Here is a 21,730-nt window from a genome sequence, read left to right on the forward strand (position 1 = left end):
AGTGATTTCGGGCGGACGGCTCCTCAAGGGGAACCGTCCGCCCGCTGTCCTCAGCCCGTGAAGCCGGCCACGTTCTGCTTCGTGACCACCTTCACCGGCACCATCACCGACTTCTCGACCTTCTCGCCCTCGGCGGCCTTCACCGCGTTCCGTACGGCGATCCTGCCCAGTTCGGACGGCTGTTGCGCCACGGACGCGTACAACGTGCCTGCCGTGACGGCCTTGAGACCGTCGGCGGTTCCGTCGAAGCCGATGACCTGGACGGACTTTCCGGCCTTGGAGCCCAGCGCCTTGATCGCGCCGAGCGCCATCTCGTCGTTCTCCGCGAAGACGGCGGAGATGTCCGGGTGGGCCTGGAGCAGGTTGGTCATGACGTCCAGGCCCTTGGTGCGGTCCCAGTCGGCGGGCTGCTTGGCGACGACGTCGATCCCCGGGTAGGCCTTCAGGCCCTCGGCGAAACCGGCGCCGCGCTCCCGGCTGGCGGAGGTGCCGGCCTGGCCCTGGAGGATCACGATCTTTCCCTTGCCGCCCAGCTTCTCGGCGAGCGACTTGGCGGCGAGCTTGCCGCCGGTGGTGTTGTCGGAGGCGACGAGGGCGGCGGTGGAGGCGTTGTTGACCGCGCGGTCGACGGCGACCAGCGGGATGTCCGCCTTGTTGACGGCCTTCGCCGCCGGGGTGACCGCGTCGGAGTCCACCGGGTTGACGATGATCGTGCCGAGCCCCGAACTGGTGAAGTTCTCCAGCTGGTTGGCCTGCTGGGAGGCGTCGTTCTGGGCGTCGGTGACGGTCAGGTCCACGCCCAGCCTCTTCGCCTCGGCCTGCGCGCCGGAGCGGATCGACACGAAGAACGGGTTGTTGAGCGTCGACAGGGACAGCCCGATCCGCTGCGACTTCGCCGTGTCCGAGGAACCGCTGTGCAGGAAGGAGGTGGCCCCGACGATCGCCGCCGCGACCACGGCCGCGAGCAGGTAGGTCGCCGCCTGCCTGCCCTTGTTGCCGGTCCCGCTCGCCGTGACCGGGGTCGCCCCGGCCTTGCGCCGCACCGTGTCCAGGAGCACCGCCAGCGCGATGACGACACCGATGACGACCTGCTGCCAGAACGCGGACACCGACAGCAGGTTGAGCCCGTTCCTGAGCACCGCGAGGATCAGCGCGCCGATCAGCGTGCCGGACGCCTTGCCGGTGCCACCGGCCAGCGAGGCGCCGCCGATGACGACCGCGGCGATCGCGTCGAGCTCGTAGCCCTGCGCGGCCTGCGGCTGCGCGGAGGAGAGCCGGGAGGCGAGCACGATGCCCGCGGCGGCGGCGAACAGACCGGAGAAGGCGTAGATCGCGAGCTTCTGCTTCTTCACCCGCAGCCCGGACAGCCGGGCCGCCTCCTCGTTGCCGCCGATCGCGTACATCGAACGCCCGATGTACGTCCGGCCCAGCACGAACGCCGTGAGCAGACCCATCACCAGCATCACGAGCACCGGCACCGGCAGCCAGCCGCCGAGCGTGTCACCGAGGTGCGAGACGGACTCGGGGAAGGCGATGGGGGAGCCCTGCGAGATCACCAGGGACAGACCGCGGGCCACCGACAGCATGGCGAGCGTCGCGATGAACGGCGGCAGCTTCCCGTACGAGATCAGGAAACCGTTGACCAGGCCGCACGCGATGCCGGTCGCGACGGCGAGGACGACGGCCAGGGCGACCGGCACGCCCTCGGACGTGGCGCTCCAGGCGAGGACGGTGGCGGAGAGGGCGGCGACCGATCCGACCGACAGGTCGATGCCCGCCGAGACGATCACGAAGGTCACACCGAAGGCGAGGATGGCGGTCACGGCCGCCTGGACGCCGACGTTGAGCAGGTTGTCCGTCGTCATGAAGTCGCCGGACAGCGCCGACATGGCGATGACGAGGACGATCAGCGCCGTGAGCGCGCCGTTGTCGAGGAGCAGCCGGCGCAGCCCTGAGGCGCCCGTCGTGCCCTTGAGCGTGTCAGTGGCCACGGGGGGCCTCCTTGTCGATCGTGGTGGGGTTGCTGACCGCGAGGGCCATGACGGCGTCCTGGGTGGCCCGGTCCGCGGGGAGTTCACCCGCGATCCGGCCCTGGGCCATGACCAGGACCCGGTCGCTCATGCCGAGCACCTCGGGCAGGTCGCTGGAGATCATGAGGACGGCGGCACCGGCGGCCGTGAGTTCGTTGACGAGTTGGTAGATCTCGACCTTGGCGCCGACGTCGATACCGCGCGTCGGCTCGTCGAGGATGAGCACCTTGGTGTCGGCGAGCAGCCACTTGCCGATGACGACCTTCTGCTGGTTGCCGCCGGACAGCGTGCGCACCTGCTGCCCGAGCCCGGCCATCCGCACCCCGAGCTGCTCGGCGATCCGGGCCGCGTTCTCCCGCTGCCCCTTGAGATCGACGAGCCCCGCGCGCGTGGCCGAGCGCAGCGTCACCAGACCGAGGTTCTCCTCGACGGACGCGTCCAGGAGCAGCCCCTGGCCCTTGCGGTCCTCGGGGACGAGCCCGATGCCGGCCGCCATGGCGGAGTTGACGTCGTGCCCCTTCAGCGGCGTCCCGGAGACCTTCACGGTGCCCCGGTCGTAGGGGTCCGCACCGAACACGGCCCGCACGACCTCGGTACGGCCGGCGCCGACCAGCCCGGCGATGCCGACGACCTCTCCGGCGTGCACCTCGAAGGAGACGTCGTGGAAGACGCCGTCTCGCGTCAGCCCCTCGACGGTGAGCAACGCGGCGCCCTTCTCGGGCACTTCACGCGGGTACTGCTGCTCGATCGAGCGGCCCACCATGAGGCGTACGAGCTCGTCCTCGGGGGTCGTCGCCGGGACCTGCCCGACGGACCTGCCGTCGCGGATGACGGTGACCCGGTCCCCGAGGGCGGCGATCTCCTCCAGATGGTGGGTGATGAAGACGACGCCCACTCCGTCCTCGCGCAGCGTGCGCACGATGGCGAAGAGCGTGTCGACCTCCTCGGAGGTGAGCACGGCGGTCGGCTCGTCCATGATCAGCACGCGCGCGTCCAGGCTGAGCGCCTTGGCGATCTCGACCATCTGGAGGCGGGCGATGCCGAGGTCACGCACCCGCGCGCGGGGCGAGACGTCGACGCCCACGCGCGCGAGGAGCACCTCGGCGTCGGCCTCCATGCGCCCCCGGTCGATCATGCCGAGGCGGCGCGGCTGGCGGCCCAGGAAGATGTTCTCGGCGACCGTGAGGTCGGGCACGAGGTTGAACTCCTGGTAGATGGTGGCGATCCCGAGGCGCTCGGAGTCCTGCGCGCCCTGGATGCGCACCTCCTTGCCACCGGCCAGGATCCGCCCGCCGTCCGGGGTGTAGGCGCCGGAGAGCATCTTGATGAGGGTGCTCTTGCCCGCGCCGTTCTCACCGAGGAGGACGTGCACCTCGCCGCGCCGCAGATCGAAGTCGACGCCGTCGAGCGCGACCACGCCGGGGAAGGTCTTCCTGATGCCTTCGATGCGCAGCAACTCGTCCGGGTTGCTCACGACTGGCTCCTGTTCTGTGCGGGTGCCGGCCCGGGGGAGGCCGGCTGCTCGCCGCACGAGCGGCGTACGACGAGACGGGCGGGGAGGGTGACGGACCGCGGGGGCCGCCCCTCGATGCGGTCGACGAGCGCGCGCACGGCGGCCCGGCCCAGCTCGCCCGTGGGCTGGGCGACCGCGGTGATCGGCGGATCGGTGTGCACGAACCACGGGATGTCGTCGAACGCGGCGAGCGCGAGGTCCTCGGGCACCCGCAGCCCACGCGCGCGTACGGCGTCCAGGGCGCCGAGCGCCATCAGGTTGTCGGCCGCGAACACGACCTCGGGCGGCTCGGGCAGGTCGAGGAAGCCCTCGGTGACCCGGCGGCCGCTCTCGGCCTGGAAGTCGCCCTGTCCCGTGTAGGCGTCGGGGAGTTCGAGCCCGTACGCGTGCAGGGCCTCCCGGAAGGCCTCCACGCGCTCGCGGCCGGTGGTGGTGGCCGCCGGTCCCGCGATGATGGCGAGCCGGCGGTGCCCGAGCGCGTGCAGATGCGCGACCAGGTCCCGTACGGCCCCGCGCCCGTCGGCCCGCACCACCGGCACGTCCACGCCCGGGATCCACCGGTCCACGAAGACCATCGGCGTCCCCCCGCGCGCGGCGTCCAGCATCAGCGGGGAGCCGCCGTCGGTGGGGGAGACCAGGAGACCGTCGATACGGCGGTCCAGCAGGGTCCTCACATGGTGGTCCTGGAGGTCCGGCCGCTCGTCGGCGTTGCCGATGATGACGCTGTACCCCAGCGCGCGGGCCTCCTCCTCGACGGAGCGGGCCAGCTCGGTGAAGTAGGGGTTCATCACGTCGCTGATGACCAGACCGAGGGTGTGGGTCTGGTCGGTGCGCAGCGACCGGGCGACGGCGTTGGGGCGGTAGCCCAGGGTCTCGACAGCGGCCAGCACGCGTGCGCGTGCGTCCTCGCTGACCGACGGATGGTCGTTCAGGACGCGCGACACCGTGGCGACGGACACCCCGGCCTCGGCAGCGACGTCCTTGATGCTCGCCATCGCCGCTCCACCTCCTCGTGGAACCTCGGGAAACGCATGGAATCGATTACATCGATGTGTGTAGAGGATTGGAATCGATTACACGGAGGATGACAAGACCCCGAGACCGGATCGTGATGTCGCGGTCGGCGGCCAGGCGGATCAGGCTGGAAGGAGCGGAGTGTCGCGTCCAGGCCCCGCGGGGCCGGAGACGGAGGAGTCATGACGTCCATGGCCCGGAACGACGTCCCTGTCGCGATGGAAGGCGACGGGATCGAACTGCGCATGGCGCCCATCGGCGGCGGCATGTCGATCGGCTACTTCCACCTGCCCCAGGGCACCGACCTCGGGCCGGCCCTCAAGGGCATGCCCGACGACGCCTGCCAGTGCCCGCACTGGGGTTACCTGCTCAAGGGCAAGGTGCGCATCCGCACGGCCTCGGGCTCGGAGGACTACGAGGCGGGCCAGGCCTACCACTGGGGCCCCGGCCACGTCCCGGAGGCGCTGGAGGACTGCGATCTCGTGGAGTTCTCCCCGACGGAGGAGTTCGAGACGGTGATCAACTACGTGAAGGAGCACGCCGGATAGGGGCGGGCCGCGGCCCCGGCGGGGCTGTCGGTGGCGGGCGGTACCGTCGGATCATGGCCAATCAGACGGTGGGCGGGGGCGACGGCGAACGCCGGCTCGCCGTGCTCGAAGGCGTGCTGGAGCGGATCACGTACGCCAACGAGGACAACGGCTACACGGTCGCCCGTGTCGACACCGGCCGGGGCGGCGGCGACCTGCTCACGGTCGTCGGCGCGCTGCTCGGCGCCCAGGTCGGCGAGTCCCTGCGCATGGAGGGCCGTTGGGGCTCCCACCCGCAGTACGGCAAGCAGTTCACCGTCGAGAACTACACCACCGTCCTGCCCGCCACCGTCCAGGGAATCCGCCGCTATCTCGGCTCGGGCCTGGTCAAGGGCATCGGTCCGGTCTTCGCCGACCGCATCACCCAGCACTTCGGCCTGGACACCCTCCGGATCATCGAGGAGGAGCCCAAGCGGCTGATCGAGGTGCCCGGCCTGGGGCCCAAGCGCACCAAGAAGATCGCCGACGCCTGGGAGGAGCAGAAGGCGATCAAGGAGGTCATGGTCTTCCTCCAGAGCGTGGAGGTCTCCACCTCCATCGCCGTGCGCATCTACAAGAAGTACGGCGACGCCTCGATCTCCGTCGTCAGGAACCAGCCCTACCGGCTCGCCTCCGACGTCTGGGGCATCGGCTTCCTCACCGCCGACAGGATCGCCCAGTCCGTCGGCATCCCGCACGACAGCCCGGAGCGCGTCAAGGCGGGCCTTCAGTACGCCCTGTCGCAGTCCACCGACCAGGGGCACTGCTACCTGCCCGAGGAGAAACTGATCGCCGACGCGGTCAAGCTCCTCCAGGTCGACACCGGCCTGGTCATCGAGTGCCTCGCCGAACTGGCGGAGCCCTCCGAGGAGGGCGAGGAGCCCGGTGTCGTCCGCGAGAAGGTCCCCGGCGAGCACGGCGAGGCCGTCACCGCGATCTACCTCGTCCCCTTCCACCGCGCCGAACTCTCCCTCTCCGCCCAGCTGCTGCGCCTCCTGCGCACCGACGAGGACCGCATGCCGGGCTTCCGGGACGTGGCCTGGGACAAGGCGCTGACCTGGCTGAAGGGCCGCACCGGTGCCGACCTCGCCCCCGAGCAGGAGGCCGCGGTCAGGCTGGCGCTCACCGAGAAGGTCGCCGTCCTCACCGGCGGCCCCGGCTGCGGCAAGTCCTTCACGGTCCGCTCGATCGTGGAGCTGGCCCGCGCCAAGAAGGCCCGGGTCGTCCTCGCCGCGCCCACCGGACGCGCCGCCAAGCGCCTGGCCGAGCTCACCGGCGCCGAGGCCTCCACCGTCCACCGCCTGCTGGAGCTCAAGCCCGGCGGCGACGCGGCGTACGACAGGGACCGCCCCCTCCAGGCGGACCTGGTCGTGGTCGACGAGGCGTCCATGCTGGACCTGCTGCTCGCCAACAAGCTGGCGAAGGCGGTCCCGCCGGGCGCGCATCTGCTCTTCGTCGGTGACGTGGACCAGTTGCCGAGCGTCGGCGCCGGGGAGGTCCTGCGCGACCTGCTCGCCGACGGCGGCCCGATCCCCGCGGTGCGCCTCACACGCGTGTTCCGGCAGGCCCAGCAGTCCGGCGTCGTCACCAACGCCCACCGGATCAACGCCGGGCAGCACCCCCTCACCGACGGCATGCGGGACTTCTTCCTCTTCGTCGAGGACGACACCGAGGAGGCCGGCCGGCTCACCGTGGACGTCGCCGCTCGGCGAATTCCGGCCAAGTTCGGGCTCGACCCGCGCCGGGACGTCCAGGTGCTCGCCCCCATGCACCGCGGCCCCGCCGGCGCCGGCACCCTCAACGGCCTGTTGCAGCAGGCCATCACGCCGGGGCGGCCCGAGCTGCCCGAGAAGCGGTTCGGCGGAAGGGTGTTCCGGGTCGGCGACAAGGTCACCCAGATTCGCAACAATTACGAGAAGGGCGAGAACGGCGTCTTCAACGGCACCGTCGGCGTCGTCACCTCGCTCGACCCGGTCGACCAGCGCCTGACGGTGCTGACGGACGAGGACGAGGAGGTGCCGTACGAATTCGACGAACTGGACGAACTGGCCCACGCGTACGCGGTGACCATCCACCGCTCCCAGGGCAGTGAATATCCCGCCGTGGTCATCCCCGTCACCACCGGAGCATGGATGATGCTTCAACGGAACCTGCTCTACACGGCGGTCACCCGGGCCAGGAAGCTGGTCGTGCTCGTCGGTTCACGCAAGGCGATCGGTCAGGCGGTGCGCACGGTGTCGGCGGGACGGCGCTGCACCGCCCTGGATTTCCGCCTCTCACCCGGCCCCCTGCGGGGGTGAGACGGGACGCGGTGCCACGCATCACGAAAAATGATCGATCAAATGAGTCATGAAGGTCACAGAGCCCTTCCGGAACCGGGTCGGGAGGGGCAGGATGGGCAAGTTGGCGGCACTGAGTGCCGCCAATAGGCCCAATGGTCGACCCCCAGTGCACTCTCCTGCGCCGAATGGGGGATGGTAGAGACAGTCAGGGCAACCTCGAAGATGAGGCACAACGTCGGGTGAGGGAAGACGTGAGCGACAACTCTGTAGTACTGCGGTACGGCGATGGCGAGTACACCTACCCGGTGATCGACAGCACCGTCGGCGACAAGGGCTTCGACATCGGCAAGCTCCGCGCCCAGACCGGTCTGGTGACGCTGGACAGCGGCTACGGCAACACCGCGGCCTATAAATCCGCCGTCACCTACCTCGACGGCGAGGCGGGCATCCTCCGCTACCGCGGCTACCCGATCGAGCAGCTGGCCGAGCGCTCCACCTTCCTGGAGGTCGCCTACCTGCTGATCAACGGCGAGCTCCCGACCGTCGACGAGCTCACCTCGTTCAAGAACGAGATCACGCAGCACACCCTGCTGCACGAGGACGTCAAGAACTTCTACCGCGGCTTCCCGCGCGACGCGCACCCGATGGCCATGCTGTCGTCCGTGGTCAGCGCCCTGTCGACGTTCTACCAGGACAGCCACAACCCCTTCGACGAGAACCAGCGCAACCTCTCGACGATCCGGCTGCTCGCCAAGCTTCCGACCATCGCGGCGTACGCGTACAAGAAGTCGATCGGTCACCCGTTCGTCTACCCGCGCAACGACCTCGGTTACGTCGAGAACTTCCTGCGGATGACGTTCTCGGTCCCGGCGCAGGAGTACGAGCTCGACCCGGTCGTCGTCTCGGCGCTCGACAAGCTGCTCATCCTGCACGCCGACCACGAGCAGAACTGCTCGACGTCGACCGTCCGCCTGGTGGGCTCCTCCCAGGCGAACATGTTCGCGTCGATCTCCGCCGGCATCTCCGCCCTGTGGGGCCCGCTGCACGGTGGCGCCAACCAGTCGGTGCTGGAGATGCTCGAGGGCATCCAGGCCTCCGGCGGCGACGTCGACTCCTTCATCCGCAAGGTGAAGAACAAGGAGGACGGCGTCCGTCTGATGGGCTTCGGCCACCGGGTCTACAAGAACTTCGACCCGCGCGCGAAGATCATCAAGGCCGCCGCGCACGACGTCCTCTCGGCGCTGGGCAAGTCCGACGAGCTGCTGGACATCGCCCTCAAGCTCGAGGAGCACGCGCTCTCCGACGACTACTTCGTCTCGCGCAGCCTCTACCCGAACGTCGACTTCTACACCGGCCTCATCTACCGGGCCATGGGCTTCCCGACCGAGATGTTCACGGTCCTGTTCGCCCTCGGCCGCCTCCCGGGCTGGATCGCCCAGTGGCACGAGATGATCAAGGAGCCCGGCTCCCGCATCGGGCGCCCCCGCCAGATCTACACGGGCGTGGTCGAGCGCGACTTCGTCCCCGTCGAAGAGCGCTGATCCGCTTCTGAGGCGACCGGGCCCCGTACACCTGGAGTGTGCGGGGCCTTCGTGTGTCCGGGCGCATGCAGGAGCGGCGCGTACCCGGGCGGGCAAAGAAGAAGGCGCCCCGGCGCCAGTCCCCCCACGGGCCGACGACCAGGGCGCCTTCCCATGTCCCGGTGCGGATTCCCCCCACGGGATCCGGCCGGGCGTCTGAGAGACCAGCGCCTGAATTCGCTGTCTTCTGGTACTGCCTGGTACTGCCGTTGAGCAGAACGAGCAAAAGTCGCCGTACTACTCCTGTGTGCGATCTGCCGGGACAGCGCACGGTCGGGAGGGCCGCTCAAAGCTTCCCGGCGTACGTGTCCCGGCAACGCATCTCTGAGGAAGTCCCCCAAGACATCCCCAGATGCCAGGATGCGCCCCCCAAGACGCGGCCTGACATCGCAAACTTAGACCTTCGAAGCCCTTCGATGGTTACGTTCACGTCACTGTGATCTGCGTCTCTTGCATATGTCCGATAAATACGCAAGGGGCCCGATACGTCGATCGAGACCCAAGCGTAAGGATGATGCGCGAGCCTTGTGAAGAGCTTATGTGAGTGGCGCGCCGGACTCCAGAGGGGCCCCTCAACGGAATGCGCGCAGACGCAGGCTGTTCGTCACCACGAAGACCGAGGAGAACGCCATCGCGGCGCCCGCGATCATCGGGTTCAGCAGTCCCGCGGCGGCCAGCGGCAGCGCGGCCACGTTGTAGCCGAACGCCCATACGAGGTTTCCCTTGATCGTGCGCAGCGTCCGCCGCGACAGCCGGATCGCGTCGGCGGCCACCCGCAGGTCCCCGCGCACCAGCGTCAGGTCGCTCGCCTCGATCGCCGCGTCCGTCCCCGTCCCCATGGCCAGTCCCAGGTCCGCCGTGGCGAGCGCCGCCGCGTCGTTGACGCCGTCCCCGACCATCGCGACGACCCGGCCCTCGTCCCGCAGCCGCCGTACGACGTCGACCTTGTCCTCGGGCAGCACCTCGGCCACGACCCGCTCGATCCCGACCTGCCGGGCCACCGCCGCCGCGACCGCCTGGTTGTCCCCGGTCAGCAGCACCGGCGTCAGCCCCAGCGCCCGCAGCTCCCGTACCGCCTCGGCGCTGGTCTCCTTCACCGCGTCGGCGACGGCCACCACACCGCGCGCCACGCCGTCCCAGCCGACCACCACGGCCGTACAGCCGCCGCTCTCGGCCTCTTCCCTGGCGCGGGCCAACTCCCGCGGCAGGACGTCGTAGAGGCGCCCCACGGCCACGTCATGGCCCTCCACGCGTCCGCGTACGCCACGCCCCGGCACGTTCTCGAACCCCTCGACCTCCGGCAGCGGCCCGACTTGCTCCTCGGCGCCGGCCGCGACCGCCCGGGCCACGGGGTGCTCGGAGGCGTGCTCCAGGGCGCCCGCGAGCCGCAGCAGCTGCTTCTCGTCGGTGCCCTCGGCGGCGTGGACCTCCCGCAGGGTCATCCGTCCGGTGGTCACGGTGCCGGTCTTGTCGAGGACGACGGTGTCGACGCGGCGCGTGGACTCCAGCACCTCGGGACCCTTGATGAGGATGCCCAGCTGTGCCCCACGGCCCGTCCCGACCATCAGCGCGGTCGGCGTGGCCAGCCCCAGCGCGCACGGACAGGCGATGATCAGCACGGCGACGGCCGCGGTGAACGCGGCGCCGGTGTCCCCGGTGAGGCCGAGCCAGGCCCCGAAGGTGGCGACGGCGAGGAGGATGACGGCCGGTACGAACACGGCGGAGATCCGGTCGGCGAGCCGCTGCACCTCCGCCTTGCCGTTCTGCGCCTCCTCCACCAGCCTCGCCATCCGCGCGAGCCGCGTGTCGGCGCCCACGCGCGTGGCCGCCACGACGAGCCGCCCGCCGGCGTTCACGGTCGCGCCCGCGACGGCGGACCCCACGCCCACGTCCACCGGCACCGACTCGCCCGTCAGCATGGACGCGTCCACGGCGGAGGCGCCCTCGACGACGGTGCCGTCGGTGGCGATCTTCTCCCCGGGCCGTACGACGAACCGGTCCCCGACCGCCAGCCGGTCCACCGGGACCCGCACCTCGCGCCCTTCCCGCAGCACCGCCACGTCCCTGGCGCCCAGCTCCATCAGCGCCCGCAGCGCCGCCCCCGCGCGGCGCTTGGAACGGGCCTCCAGATACCGCCCGAGCAGGATGAACACGGTGACCCCTGCGGCCACTTCGAGATAGATGGTCGAGGCGCCCCGCGCGCGGGAGACGGTGAACGCGAACTCGTCCTTCATGCCCGCCATGCCCGCGTCCCCGAGGAACAGCGCCCACAGCGACCAGCCGAAGGCGGCCAGTGTGCCCAGTGAGACCAGGGTGTCCATGGTGGCCGCGGCGTGCCGCGCGTTGGTCCAGGCGGCCTGGTGGAAGGGCAGGCCGCCCCAGACGACGACGGGGGAGGCGAGGGTGAGCGCGAGCCACTGCCAGTTGTCGAACTGGAGGGCGGGGACCATCGACAGCAGCACGACCGGGACGGCGAGGAGCGCGCTGACGACGAGACGCTGCCGCAGCGCGGCCGACTCCGGGTCCTCGTCCGGGGGTTCCTCACGCGGCGGCGCGGGTTCCTGGGCGGTGTACCCCGTCTTCACGACCGTCGCGATCAGGTCGGCGACCCCGACCCCCTCGGCGTAGGTGACCTTCGCCTTCTCGGTGGCGTAGTTCACCGTGGCGGTGACCCCGTCCATCCGGTTGAGCTTCTTCTCCACGCGGGCCGCGCAGGAGGCGCAGGTCATCCCGCCGATGAGCAGCTCGACCTCGGAGGTGGGGGTCATCGGGGCGTGAGGGGTGCCGGCCATCTTCGTACTCCGGGTGGGGGAGCGCCCTTCAGGGGCGCGGGAACTGCGCGCCGAGCCACGAGGGTGCCGCGGATGCTGCACGGCCCGTCGCGGCTCGACGCTTCGCGGTCTCCTCCGGGTCAGGCCTTGCCGACGAGCTCGAACCCGGCCTCGTCCACGGCCGCCCGGACCGCCGCCTCGTCCAGCGCCGCCTCGGAGACCACGGTGACCTCGCCGGTCGACGCGACGGCCTTCACCGAGCTGACGCCCGCGATCTCGGAGATCTCGGCGGACACGGAGCCCTCGCAGTGTCCGCAGCTCATTCCGCTCACCTTGTAGACCGCGGTGACGGAACCCTGGGTGTCGGTCTGGGCGCTCATGTCGTTCTCCTCGATGAGGTGTGTGACGTTCTGTGGTGTCGCACAGCCTATACCCCTAGGGGGTATTTCTCCAAGGGGGCTCGTGCCGCGTCCGCGTCCGCTCCCGTTCGAGGGGGCGCGGGGAAGCGCGCGACCGGCCACGATGTACCCGCGGAAGAACAGCGACGGGAGAGCCGATTCATGCGGGCAGTGGTGTTCGAGCAATACGGTGAGCCGCTCAAGGTGAGCGAGTTCCCCGACCCCCGGCCGGCACCGCACGGTGTCGTCGTACGGGTCGAGGCCACCGGCCTGTGCAGAAGCGACTGGCACGGCTGGCAGGGCCACGACCCGGACATCACGCTCCCGCACGTCCCCGGCCATGAGCTCGCCGGTGTGATCGAGGCGGTCGGCGCCCGGGTGAACCACTGGCGCCCCGGCGCCCGCGTCACCGTCCCCTTCGTCTGCGCCTGCGGCACCTGCCCCACCTGCGCCGCGGGGGATCACCAGATCTGCCCGCACCAGACCCAGCCCGGCTTCACGCACTGGGGTTCCTTCGCCCAGTACGTGGCCCTGGACCACGCGGACGTGAACCTGGTGGGGATCCCCGACGACCTCTCCTGCGCCACCGCGGCGGCGCTGGGCTGCCGGTTCGCCACGGCGTTCCGGGCGGTCGTGCAACAGGGCAGGGTCGCCGCGGGGGAGTGGGTCGCGGTGCACGGCTGCGGCGGGGTCGGGCTGTCGGCGGTGATGATCGCGGCGGCGTCGGGGGCGCGGGTGGTGGCGGTGGACGTGTCACCGCGGGCGCTCGACCTGGCGCGGACCTTCGGCGCGGTGGAGGGCGTGGACGCGTCCCGGACCGAGGACACGGCGGCGGCGGTCCGTGACCTGACCGACGGCGGCGCCCACCTCTCGCTGGACGCCCTCGGCTCACCCGTGACCTGCGCCGCCTCGGTCCACTCGCTGCGCCGCCGCGGCCGTCACCTCCAGGTGGGCCTGCTCCCGTCGGCCACCGGCACCACCCCCGTCCCGATGGCTCGCGCGATCGCCCTGGAGCTGGAACTCCTCGGCAGCCACGGCATGGCCGCCCACACCTACCCGCCGATGCTGGAGCTGGTCCGGGCGGGTCTCCTGCGGCCCGATCTGCTGGTGACGTCCGCGATCGGCCTGGACGCGGCGCCCGCGGCGCTGGCCGCGATGGGGACGGCACCGGGGGCGGGGGTGACGGTCATCGAGCCGTGGCGGTGAGGGCGGCCCACTCGTGGTCGAGGAGGCCCATGACGACCTCGTCGACCCAGGCGCCGTTCTTGAACTCGGTCTCCCGCCGGAGCCCCTCCCGTACGAAGCCGACCTTCTCGTACACGCGCAGGGCCCTGTGGTTGAAGGCGTACGCCTCCAACTGGACGCGGTGCAGAGCGAGGTGCTCGAAGGCGTAGCCGACGAGGAGCCGGACCGCCTCCGTTCCGACCCCCCGGTCGCGCCCTCGCGGCCCGATCAGTGTGCGGAAGGTGCAGCTGCGGGCGGCCGGATCCCACTCGTGGAGCACGACCTCGCCGAGGACCTCACCGCTGACGGGGTCGCACACGGCGAGGTCGAGCCGGTCGGGCTGCTCACAGCGGGAGCCGTACCAGGCCCGTAGGCGTTCCGGGGTGAGTTCGTCGGCCGGGTCGCCGGTGAAGCGGCGGACCTCGGCGTCACCGATGATCTCCCACATGACCTCGGCGTCGGCCTCGACGAACGGACGCAGCACGGTCTTCTCGCCGGCCAGCACGGGTTTGACGGAGAAGTCGCTCATGGCGGGACTGTGCCAGAGCCGGCCTCCTTCCGGCCCGGCGTTTTCCGCGGGGCGCCGGGTGCCCGCGAGCCACGGCCCCGAGGGCGCCCGCTCGACACGACCCGGCAGGGAGGGTGGGTCAGTCCTCTCTGCGCCCGCGGTTGCCCGGCCGCGAGGCGACCCAGGCCCGCACGGTGTCCGCGTACCAGAACGGCTTGCCGCCCTCGACGTGGTCGGGTGGCGGCAGCAGCCCGTGTTTGCGGTACGAGCGCACGGTGTCCGGCTGCACCCGGATGTGCGCCGCGATCTCCTTGTACGACCAGAGCCTTCGGTCGGTCATGAGTGGCACCTCCCCGCGCGCACCGCGGCGGCGGCCGGGAACGGCCGTCGGGGGTACCGGGCGCTGCGCTGGCGATCACAAAGCCTGTGCCCGGTGAACGACGCAGCGTGACCGCAGGTCAGGGCCTGTGCACCGCGTGTGACACAGAACCCGCGTATACGCGACATGCGTGACACGAAGGGGGCGTTTGTGACGCGAGTGCAGCAAAGGCGCACGCGGGCGCACGGGCGAGTCGCGTTGACAGGCGGCTCCCGGGGCTCCCAGGGCCCCTCGCCGACAGGGGTGCGGGGAACCGCGCGACAAGCCACGCGCCACCCGCACGCGCCCCTGCACCAAACCCGGCACCCCCTCGGGCGCCACGCCCCACCGGCGCCCTCTACGCCCCGCAGGACCTCAGGAACGCCCGGGTCCGCCGTGCGATCGGCAGCGGCTTGTCCGGCTCGCAGGGATACATGTCCTGCTCGACGATGGCGAACAGGTCCACGTCCAGCTTCTGCGCGGCCTCCAGCACCGGTCCCAGTGCCGGCACGCCCGACGGCGGCTCGCACATCACGCCCTGCGCCACGGCCGGCCCGAACGGCGTCCCCTTGGCCCGTACGTCGGCGAGGATCTCCGGGTCCACCTGCTTGAGGTGCAGATACCCGATCCGCGAGCCGTAGGTCTCGATCAGCTTGACGCTGTCGCCGCCGCAGTACGCGTAGTGCCCGGTGTCCAGGCACAGCGACACCAGTGAGGAGTCCGTCCCGTCGAGGAAGCGGACCACGTTCTCCTCGCTGTCGATGTGGGTGTCGGCATGCGGGTGGACGACGATCCGCAGCCCGTACTCCTCCCGGACCCGCTGTCCGAGCCGTTCGGTCAGCGAGGTGAGGTCGCGCCACTGCTCGGGCGTCAACGTGTCGGGCTCCAGCACCTCACCGGTCTTGTCGTCCCGCCAGAAGGACGGGATCACCACGAGATGGGAGGCGCCCATCGCCTGCGCCAGCACCGCGTTGTCCGCGACGTGCGCCCAGGTCTTCTCCCAGACCGACTCGCCGTGGTGCAGTCCGGTGAAGACCGTGCCGGCGGAGACCTGCAGGCCGCGGCGGCGCACCTCCTCGGTGAGGACCGCGGGGTCGGTCGGCAGATACCCGTACGGCCCCAGCTCGATCCACTCGTAGCCGGAGTCGGCGACCTCGTCGAGGAAGCGCTGCCAGGGGACCTGCTGGGGGTCGTCGGGGAACCACACACCCCAGGAGTCGGGAGCCGACCCGATCCGGATGCGCGACAGTGAGGGCTGAGGTGACAACGACGTCATGCCGGTCAGCTTCCGGGTGGGCAGCAAGCGCTGTCAAGGTCTGGTCCGAATGTCTGGACAAAACATTGACAGGGCGCCGGGCCGGAGGCTACAAAGCCGGGGGAGAGTCGATGCGAAGGGAACTCGATGGCGTACGACCTGATCACCATGGGGCGGATCGGAGTAGACATCTATCCGCTGCAGACGGGCGTCCCGCTGCCGCAGGTGGAGACCTTCGGCAAGTTCCTCGGCGGCTCGGCCACCAACGTCGCGGTCGCCGCCGCCCGCCTGGGACGCCGTACCGCGGTGATCACCCGGACCGGTGACGACCCCTTCGGGACCTACCTCCACCAGGCGCTGAAGGACTTCGGCGTCGACGACCGCTGGGTCACCCCGGTCCCCGGGCTGCCCACCCCGGTCGTCTTCTGCGAGATCTTCCCGCCGGACGACTTCCCGCTCTACTTCTACCGCGAGCCCAAGGCCCCGGACCTGGAGATCGACGCTCACGAGCTCGACCTCGACGCCATCCACGACACCCGGATCTTCTGGGTCACCGGCACCGGCCTGAGCGAGGAGCCCAGCCGTACGGCGACGCTCGCGGCCCTCGCCCACCGGGCCAAGGCGGGCACCACCGTCTTCGACCTCGACTGGCGCCCCATGTTCTGGCGGGACCCGGCCGCCGCCCGCCCCTTCTACGAAGAAGCCCTGCGCCACACCACCGTCGCGGTCGGCAACCTCGACGAGGTGGAGGTCGCGACCGGCGTGCGCGAACCCCGCGCCGCGGCCCAGGCGCTGCTGGACGCGGGTGTCGAGATCGCCATCGTCAAGCAGGGCCCCAAGGGCGTCCTGGCCGTCGACAGCAAGGGCGACGAGGCCGAGGTCCCGCCGCTCCCGGTGGACGTCCTCAACGGGCTCGGGGCCGGCGACGCCTTCGGCGGCTCCCTCTGCCACGGCCTCCTCGAAGGCTGGGACCTGGAGAAGATCATGCGGCACGCCAACGCGGCCGGCGCCATCGTCGCCTCCCGGCTGGAGTGCAGCTCGGCCATGCCGACAGCACGGGAGATCGAAGCCGCGATCGCCGCGGGGGCCGTCAAGTGAGCGTCGACGTCTCCGAACTCGTCCGCCTGCGCACCCGGCACCCCGAGGCCGTCGCGGAGGCCGCCGCCCGCCGGACCCGCAGGCCGCTGCTCGGCGACAACGGCCGTCTGATGATCGTCGCCGCCGACCACCCGGCCCGCGGCGCCCTCGGTGTGGGCGACCGCAAGCTCGCCATGGCCAACCGCGCCGACCTGCTGGAACGGCTCGTCCTTGCGCTCAGCCGCCCCGGCGTCGACGGCGTCCTCGCCACCGCCGACATCCTCGACGACCTGCTGCTGCTCGGCGCCCTCGACGGCAAGGTCGTCATGGGCTCGATGAACCGCGGCGGCCTCCAGGGTGCCCGCTTCGAGCTGGACGACCGCTTCACCGGCCACCGCGCCGAGGACATCGAGCGCCTCGGCTTCGACGCGGGCAAGCTGCTGCTGCGCATCGACTACGACGACCCGGGCTCCCTGACCACCCTGGAGTCCACCGCCCGCGCCATCGACGACATGGCCGCGCGCCGACTCCCCGTCTTCGTCGAGCCGTTCATCAGCGGCCGCACCGAAGCGGGCAAGGTGAGGAACGACCTCTCCGCCGAGGCCGTCACCAGGTCCATCGCCATCGCCTCGGGTCTGGGCGGCAGTTCGGCCTACACCTGGCTGAAGGTCCCCGTCACCGAGAACCCCGACGACATGGCCGAGGTCATGGCCACCTCCACGCTCCCCGCGGTGCTGCTCGGCGGCGAGGTCGGCGACGACCAGGACGGGGCGTACGAGAAGTGGCGCGGGGCACTCCAACTGCCCACCGTGCAGGGCCTGGTGGTCGGCCGTTCGCTGCTCTACCCGGCGGACGGTGACGTGGCCGCCGCCGTGGACACCGCCGTAGGACTGCTGTGAGGGCCGGATGACGACCAAGGATCTGTACATTCCCCAGGGCGCCTCGAGCAGCGCCCGGTACACCGTGGACATCGACCCGAAGCGGGCCGGCTGGACCTACTGCGCTCTGCGGGTCGTCACGCTGGAGCCAGGCGGCGCTCACACGTTCACCACCGGCGACAGCGAGTGGATCATCCTTCCGCTGGAAGGCGGATGTACCGTACAAGCAGACGAGAACGAGTTCCAACTCCTGGGCAGGGAAAGCGTGTTCGCGTCGGTCTCCGACTTCGCGTACGTGCCCCGCGACGCCCGGGCAACGATCGCCTCCGGCGCGGGAGGCCGCTTCGCCCTGGCAGGAGCGAAGTGCGAGCGACGACTCCCCGCCCGCTACGGCCCCGCGCCGGAGGTCCCCACCGAGGAGCGTGGCAGCGGCAACCGGCTGCGCCACGTCCGCAACTTCGCCTCCGCCGACGCCTTCGACTGCGACAAGCTCATCGCCGTCGAGGTCATCACCCCCGGCGGCAACTGGTCCTCCTACCCGCCCCACAAGCACGACGAGCACCGGCCCGGCGAAGAGGCGGAGCTGGAGGAGATCTACTACTTCGAGATCGACGGCCCGAACGGTTTCGGCTATCAGCGCGTGTCCCCCTCCCGCGAGGGCGGATCGGACGTCCTCGCGGAGGTCCGGTCCGGCGACGCCGTCCTCGTCCCCGACGGCTGGCACGGGCCGTCCATCGCCCAGCCCGACCACGACATGTACTACCTGAACGTCATGGCGGGACCGGGGAAGACCCGGGAGTGGCGGATCTGCTTCCACCCGGACCACACGGAGGGGTACCGATGACCACCCGCCTGACCGTCGCGCAAGCGCTGGTCCGCTTCCTGGCCGCCCAGTACACCGAGCGCGACGGCGTACGGCAGCGGCTGATCTCCGCGACCTGGGGCATCTTCGGCCACGGCAATGTCGCGGGCCTCGGCCAGGCGCTCGTCGAGTACGGCGCCGACATGCCCTACCACCAGGGCCGCAACGAGCAGTCGATGGTGCACGCGGCGGTGGGATACGCGCGGCAGTCCAACCGCCTGTCCACCCACGCCGTGACGACCTCCATCGGCCCCGGCGCCACCAACCTGGTCACCGGCGCCGCCCTCGCCACCATCAACCGCCTCCCGGTCCTGCTCCTGCCCGGCGACACCTTCGCCACCCGGGCCGCCGACCCGGTCCTCCAGCAACTGGAGGCCCCCTACGCCGGCGACATCAGCGTCAACGACTGTCTGCGCCCGGTGTCCAGGTACTTCGACCGGGTGACGCGCCCCGAGGCCCTGATCCCCGCCGCCCTCCAGGCCATGCGCGTCCTCACCGACCCGGTGGAGACGGGCGCGGTCACCCTCGCCCTCCCGCAGGACGTCCAGGCCGAGGCCTACGACTGGCCCGAGGAGTTCTTCGCCGAGCGCACCTGGGCCGTACGCCGCCCGGGCGCCGACCCCACCGAACTCGCCGAGGCGGTACGGGCGATCCGGGCGGCCCGACGCCCGCTCGTCATCGCGGGCGGCGGCGTCCACCACAGCCGGGCCGAGGCGGCCCTCGCCGAGTTCGCGGAGGTCACCGGCATCCCCGTCGCCTCCACCCAGGCCGGCAAGGGCTCCCTGCGCTTCGACCACCCCCAGGACGTCGGCGGCGTCGGCCACACCGGCACCGCCACCGCCAACGAACTCGCCCGCCAGGCCGACCTGGTGATCGGCGTCGGCACCCGCTACACCGACTTCACCACCGCCTCCCACACCCTCTTCGCGGGCGACGGCGTCCGCTTCCTCAACCTCAACATCGCGCCCTTCGACGGCCACAAGCTTGCTGGGCAGCCCCTCGTCGCGGACGCGCGCAGCGGCCTGGCCGAGCTGACCGCGGCCCTGCGCACGCACGGGTACCGGGTCGGCGACGAGTACGTCCGCGAGTACCGCGAGGACAAGGACCGCTGGGAGCACCGGGTCGACGCCTGCTACGAGGCCGAGGAGCCCGACCTGCGCCCGACGCAGCCGCAGGTCCTCGGCGCGCTGGACGCGCTCGTCGACGAGTCCGACGTGATCATCAACGCGGCCGGCTCGCTCCCCGGCGACCTGCACAAGCTGTGGCGGGCCCGCTCCCGGGACCAGTACCACCTGGAGTACGGCTACTCCTGCATGGGCTACGAGATCCCGGCGGCGATCGGCGTGAAGATGGCCGCCCCCGAGCGCAACGTCTGGGCGCTGGTCGGTGACGGCACCTATCTGATGATGCCGACCGAGATCGTGACCGCCGTCCAGGAGGGCGTCGCGATCAAGATGCTGCTCATCCAGAACCACGGGTACGCCTCGATCGGCGGGCTGTCGGAGTCGGTGGGCGGTGAGCGGTTCGGCACCGCCTACCGCTACCGGTCGGACGACGGCACCTACACCGGGGCCCCGCTCCCGGTGGACCTGGCCGCCAACGCGGCCAGCCTGGGCATGCGCGTTCTGCGCGCGAAGACCGTGAGTGACCTGCGCGAGGCCCTCGCTCAGGCACGCGCGGCGGACACTCCCACATGTGTCTACGTCGAGACCGAAACGGCAGACACAGTGTCGGGCGCGCCTCCGGCGCAAGCCTGGTGGGATGTACCTGTGGCCGAGACCGCGACCCGACCGTCTGCGGTGAAGGCCCGCGAGGAGTACGACCGGCACGTCTCAACCCGACGCCGCCATCTGTGAAGGAGCAACTGGGCATGACGAAGATCGTCAACCACTGGATCGGCGGCAAGACCGTCGACGGCGCGTCGGGCACCTACGGGCCGGTCACCGACCCGGCGACCGGCGCGGTCACCACGAAGGTCGCGTTCGCCTCGGTCGAGGAGGTGGACTCCGCGGTCGCCGCCGCCAAGGACGCGTTCGCGACCTGGGGCACGTCCTCGCTGGCCAAGCGGACCACGATCCTGTTCAGGTTCCGGGCGCTGCTGGAGGCGAACCGGGACGCGCTCGCGGAGCTGATCACCGCCGAGCACGGCAAGGTGCACTCCGACGCCCTCGGCGAGGTCGCGCGCGGCCTGGAGATCGTGGACCTGGCGTGCGGGATCACCGTGCAGCTGAAGGGCGAGCTGTCCACCGAGGTCGCCAGCCGGGTGGACGTAGCCTCCATCCGCCAGCCGCTCGGTGTCGTCGCGGGCATCACGCCGTTCAACTTCCCGGCCATGGTGCCGATGTGGATGTTCCCGATCGCCATCGCGACCGGCAACACCTTCGTCCTGAAGCCGTCCGAGAAGGACCCGTCGGCCTCGATCAAGATCGCCGAGCTGCTGGCCGAGGCCGGTCTGCCCGACGGCGTCTTCAACGTCGTCCACGGCGACAAGGTGGCCGTGGACCGCCTCCTGGAGCACCCGGACGTCAAGGCCGTCTCCTTCGTCGGCTCGACCCCGATCGCCCGCTACATCCACACCACGGCCTCCGCCAACGGCAAGCGCGTCCAGGCGCTCGGCGGCGCCAAGAACCACATGCTGGTCCTCCCGGACGCCGACCTCGACGCGGCGGCGGACGCGGCCGTGTCGGCGGCCTACGGCTCGGCCGGCGAGCGCTGCATGGCGATCTCCGCCGTGGTCGCGGTCGGCGCGATCGGCGACGAGCTGGTGGACAAGATCCGCGAGCGCGCCGAGAAGATCAAGATCGGTCCCGGCAACGACCCGGCCTCCGAGATGGGCCCGCTCATCACCAAGGTCCACCGCGACAAGGTCGCCTCCTACGTCGAGGGCGCCGCCGCGGAAGGCGCCGAGGTCGTCCTGGACGGCACCGGCCACACCGTGGAGGGCTTCGAGGACGGCCACTGGATCGGCATCTCGCTCCTCGACAAGGTGCCGACCACGGCGAAGGCCTACCAGGACGAGATCTTCGGCCCGGTGCTGAGTGTCCTGCGCGTGGACACCTACGAGGAGGGCCTGGCGCTGATCAACGCCTCCCCCTTCGGCAACGGCACCGCGATCTTCACCCGGGACGGCGGCGCCGCCCGCCGCTTCCAGCTGGAGGTCGAGGCCGGCATGGTCGGCGTGAACGTCCCGATCCCGGTTCCCGTCGGCTACCACAGCTTCGGTGGCTGGAAGGACTCGCTCTTCGGCGACCACCACATCTACGGCAACGACGGCACCCACTTCTACACCCGCGGCAAGGTCGTCACGACCCGCTGGCCGGACCCCGCCGACGCCCCGGCGGGCGTGGACCTGGGCTTCCCGCGCAACCACTGAGCGACTGACGAGCCCGGGCACCCCGCTGGGGGTGCCCGGGC

At 71.0% G+C, this 21,730-nt stretch carries 17 protein-coding genes; 9 read left to right on the forward strand and 8 right to left on the reverse strand.

Features of this window, described 5'->3' with window-relative positions; translation table 11 throughout:
* Nucleotides 1-50: 50 nt before the first annotated feature.
* Genes ACZ56U_RS15415 through ACZ56U_RS15425 form a run of 3 tightly spaced genes read right to left on the reverse strand, consistent with a single transcriptional unit; the run spans nt 51 to nt 4,538 of the window.
* Nucleotides 51-1,991, reverse strand: a complete 1,941-nt coding sequence (locus ACZ56U_RS15415; protein ID WP_469084510.1) for an ABC transporter permease/substrate-binding protein — start codon at nt 1,989-1,991, stop codon at nt 51-53.
* The gene (locus ACZ56U_RS15420) at nt 1,981-3,504 is read right to left on the reverse strand and encodes a sugar ABC transporter ATP-binding protein (RefSeq protein WP_469084511.1); all 1,524 of its coding nucleotides are present in this window, start codon (nt 3,502-3,504) and stop codon (nt 1,981-1,983) included. The genes ACZ56U_RS15415 and ACZ56U_RS15420 overlap by 11 nt, the downstream gene beginning before the upstream one ends.
* On the reverse strand, nt 3,501-4,538 hold the full coding sequence (locus ACZ56U_RS15425) for a LacI family DNA-binding transcriptional regulator (RefSeq protein WP_469084512.1): 1,038 nt from the start codon (nt 4,536-4,538) through the stop codon (nt 3,501-3,503). The genes ACZ56U_RS15420 and ACZ56U_RS15425 overlap by 4 nt, the downstream gene beginning before the upstream one ends.
* A 201-nt stretch (nt 4,539-4,739) precedes the next feature.
* Here ACZ56U_RS15425 and ACZ56U_RS15430 point away from each other — a divergent pair, with 201 nt between their 5' ends.
* The 3 genes from ACZ56U_RS15430 (at nt 4,740) to ACZ56U_RS15440 (ending at nt 8,946) form a co-directional block, all read left to right on the forward strand.
* Nucleotides 4,740-5,105, forward strand: a complete 366-nt coding sequence (locus tag ACZ56U_RS15430; protein WP_469084513.1) for a cupin domain-containing protein — start codon at nt 4,740-4,742, stop codon at nt 5,103-5,105.
* A 53-nt stretch (nt 5,106-5,158) separates the two neighbouring features.
* Complete coding sequence (gene recD2 / locus ACZ56U_RS15435) at nt 5,159-7,423, forward strand: SF1B family DNA helicase RecD2 (protein ID WP_469084514.1); 2,265 nt, start codon at nt 5,159-5,161, stop codon at nt 7,421-7,423.
* Nucleotides 7,424-7,656: 233 nt separating this feature from the next.
* Nucleotides 7,657-8,946 (forward strand): citrate synthase, encoded by a 1,290-nt coding sequence (locus ACZ56U_RS15440; RefSeq protein WP_266826777.1) that lies wholly within the window; start codon nt 7,657-7,659, stop codon nt 8,944-8,946.
* A 611-nt stretch (nt 8,947-9,557) separates the two neighbouring features.
* Here ACZ56U_RS15440 and ACZ56U_RS15445 read toward each other — a convergent pair.
* Together ACZ56U_RS15445 and ACZ56U_RS15450 are read right to left on the reverse strand one after the other, a co-directional pair.
* Nucleotides 9,558-11,777, reverse strand: coding sequence for a heavy metal translocating P-type ATPase (locus ACZ56U_RS15445; protein WP_469084515.1), 2,220 nt, complete (start codon nt 11,775-11,777; stop codon nt 9,558-9,560).
* Nucleotides 11,778-11,896: 119 nt separating this feature from the next.
* Nucleotides 11,897-12,136, reverse strand: a complete 240-nt coding sequence (locus ACZ56U_RS15450) for a heavy-metal-associated domain-containing protein (protein ID WP_391235707.1) — start codon at nt 12,134-12,136, stop codon at nt 11,897-11,899.
* Between the two features lie 180 nt (nt 12,137-12,316).
* On the opposite strand from ACZ56U_RS15450, the gene ACZ56U_RS15455 reads away from it, so the two are divergent.
* Nucleotides 12,317-13,360, forward strand: coding sequence for a zinc-dependent alcohol dehydrogenase family protein (locus tag ACZ56U_RS15455; protein ID WP_469084516.1), 1,044 nt, complete (start codon nt 12,317-12,319; stop codon nt 13,358-13,360).
* On the opposite strand, the gene ACZ56U_RS15460 is transcribed toward ACZ56U_RS15455, so the two are convergent.
* The 3 genes from ACZ56U_RS15460 to ACZ56U_RS15470 form a co-directional block, all read right to left on the reverse strand.
* Entirely contained in the window at nt 13,341-13,907 is a 567-nt protein-coding gene (locus ACZ56U_RS15460) for a GNAT family N-acetyltransferase (RefSeq protein ID WP_469084517.1), read from the reverse strand. The two genes, ACZ56U_RS15455 and ACZ56U_RS15460, sit on opposite strands and share 20 nt — an antisense overlap.
* A 118-nt stretch (nt 13,908-14,025) precedes the next feature.
* A complete protein-coding gene (locus tag ACZ56U_RS15465; RefSeq protein WP_020116516.1) occupies nt 14,026-14,226 on the reverse strand; it encodes a helix-turn-helix transcriptional regulator in 201 nt (66 codons plus the stop codon).
* A gap of 376 nt (nt 14,227-14,602) precedes the next feature.
* The gene (locus tag ACZ56U_RS15470; RefSeq protein WP_469084673.1) at nt 14,603-15,520 is read right to left on the reverse strand and encodes a sugar phosphate isomerase/epimerase family protein; all 918 of its coding nucleotides are present in this window, start codon (nt 15,518-15,520) and stop codon (nt 14,603-14,605) included.
* 126 nt (nt 15,521-15,646) lie between these two features.
* On the opposite strand from ACZ56U_RS15470, the gene iolC reads away from it, so the two are divergent.
* Genes iolC through mmsA form a run of 5 tightly spaced genes read left to right on the forward strand, consistent with a single transcriptional unit; the run spans nt 15,647 to nt 21,689 of the window.
* The gene (gene iolC, locus ACZ56U_RS15475) at nt 15,647-16,597 is read left to right on the forward strand and encodes a 5-dehydro-2-deoxygluconokinase (RefSeq protein WP_469084518.1); all 951 of its coding nucleotides are present in this window, start codon (nt 15,647-15,649) and stop codon (nt 16,595-16,597) included.
* Nucleotides 16,594-17,475 (forward strand): Cgl0159 family (beta/alpha)8-fold protein, encoded by an 882-nt coding sequence (locus tag ACZ56U_RS15480; RefSeq protein WP_469084519.1) that lies wholly within the window; start codon nt 16,594-16,596, stop codon nt 17,473-17,475. The genes iolC and ACZ56U_RS15480 overlap by 4 nt, the downstream gene beginning before the upstream one ends.
* A gap of 7 nt (nt 17,476-17,482) precedes the next feature.
* On the forward strand, nt 17,483-18,298 hold the full coding sequence (gene iolB, locus ACZ56U_RS15485; RefSeq protein WP_469084520.1) for a 5-deoxy-glucuronate isomerase: 816 nt from the start codon (nt 17,483-17,485) through the stop codon (nt 18,296-18,298).
* The gene (iolD, locus tag ACZ56U_RS15490) at nt 18,295-20,172 is read left to right on the forward strand and encodes a 3D-(3,5/4)-trihydroxycyclohexane-1,2-dione acylhydrolase (decyclizing) (RefSeq protein WP_469084521.1); all 1,878 of its coding nucleotides are present in this window, start codon (nt 18,295-18,297) and stop codon (nt 20,170-20,172) included. The genes iolB and iolD overlap by 4 nt, the downstream gene beginning before the upstream one ends.
* A gap of 14 nt (nt 20,173-20,186) precedes the next feature.
* Nucleotides 20,187-21,689: a CoA-acylating methylmalonate-semialdehyde dehydrogenase gene (gene mmsA / locus ACZ56U_RS15495; RefSeq protein ID WP_469084522.1), complete on the forward strand. Its 1,503-nt coding sequence runs from the start codon at nt 20,187-20,189 to the stop codon at nt 21,687-21,689.
* Nucleotides 21,690-21,730 lie beyond the last annotated feature (41 nt).

It is taken from the genome of Streptomyces sp. NPDC034103, assembly GCF_055575395.1.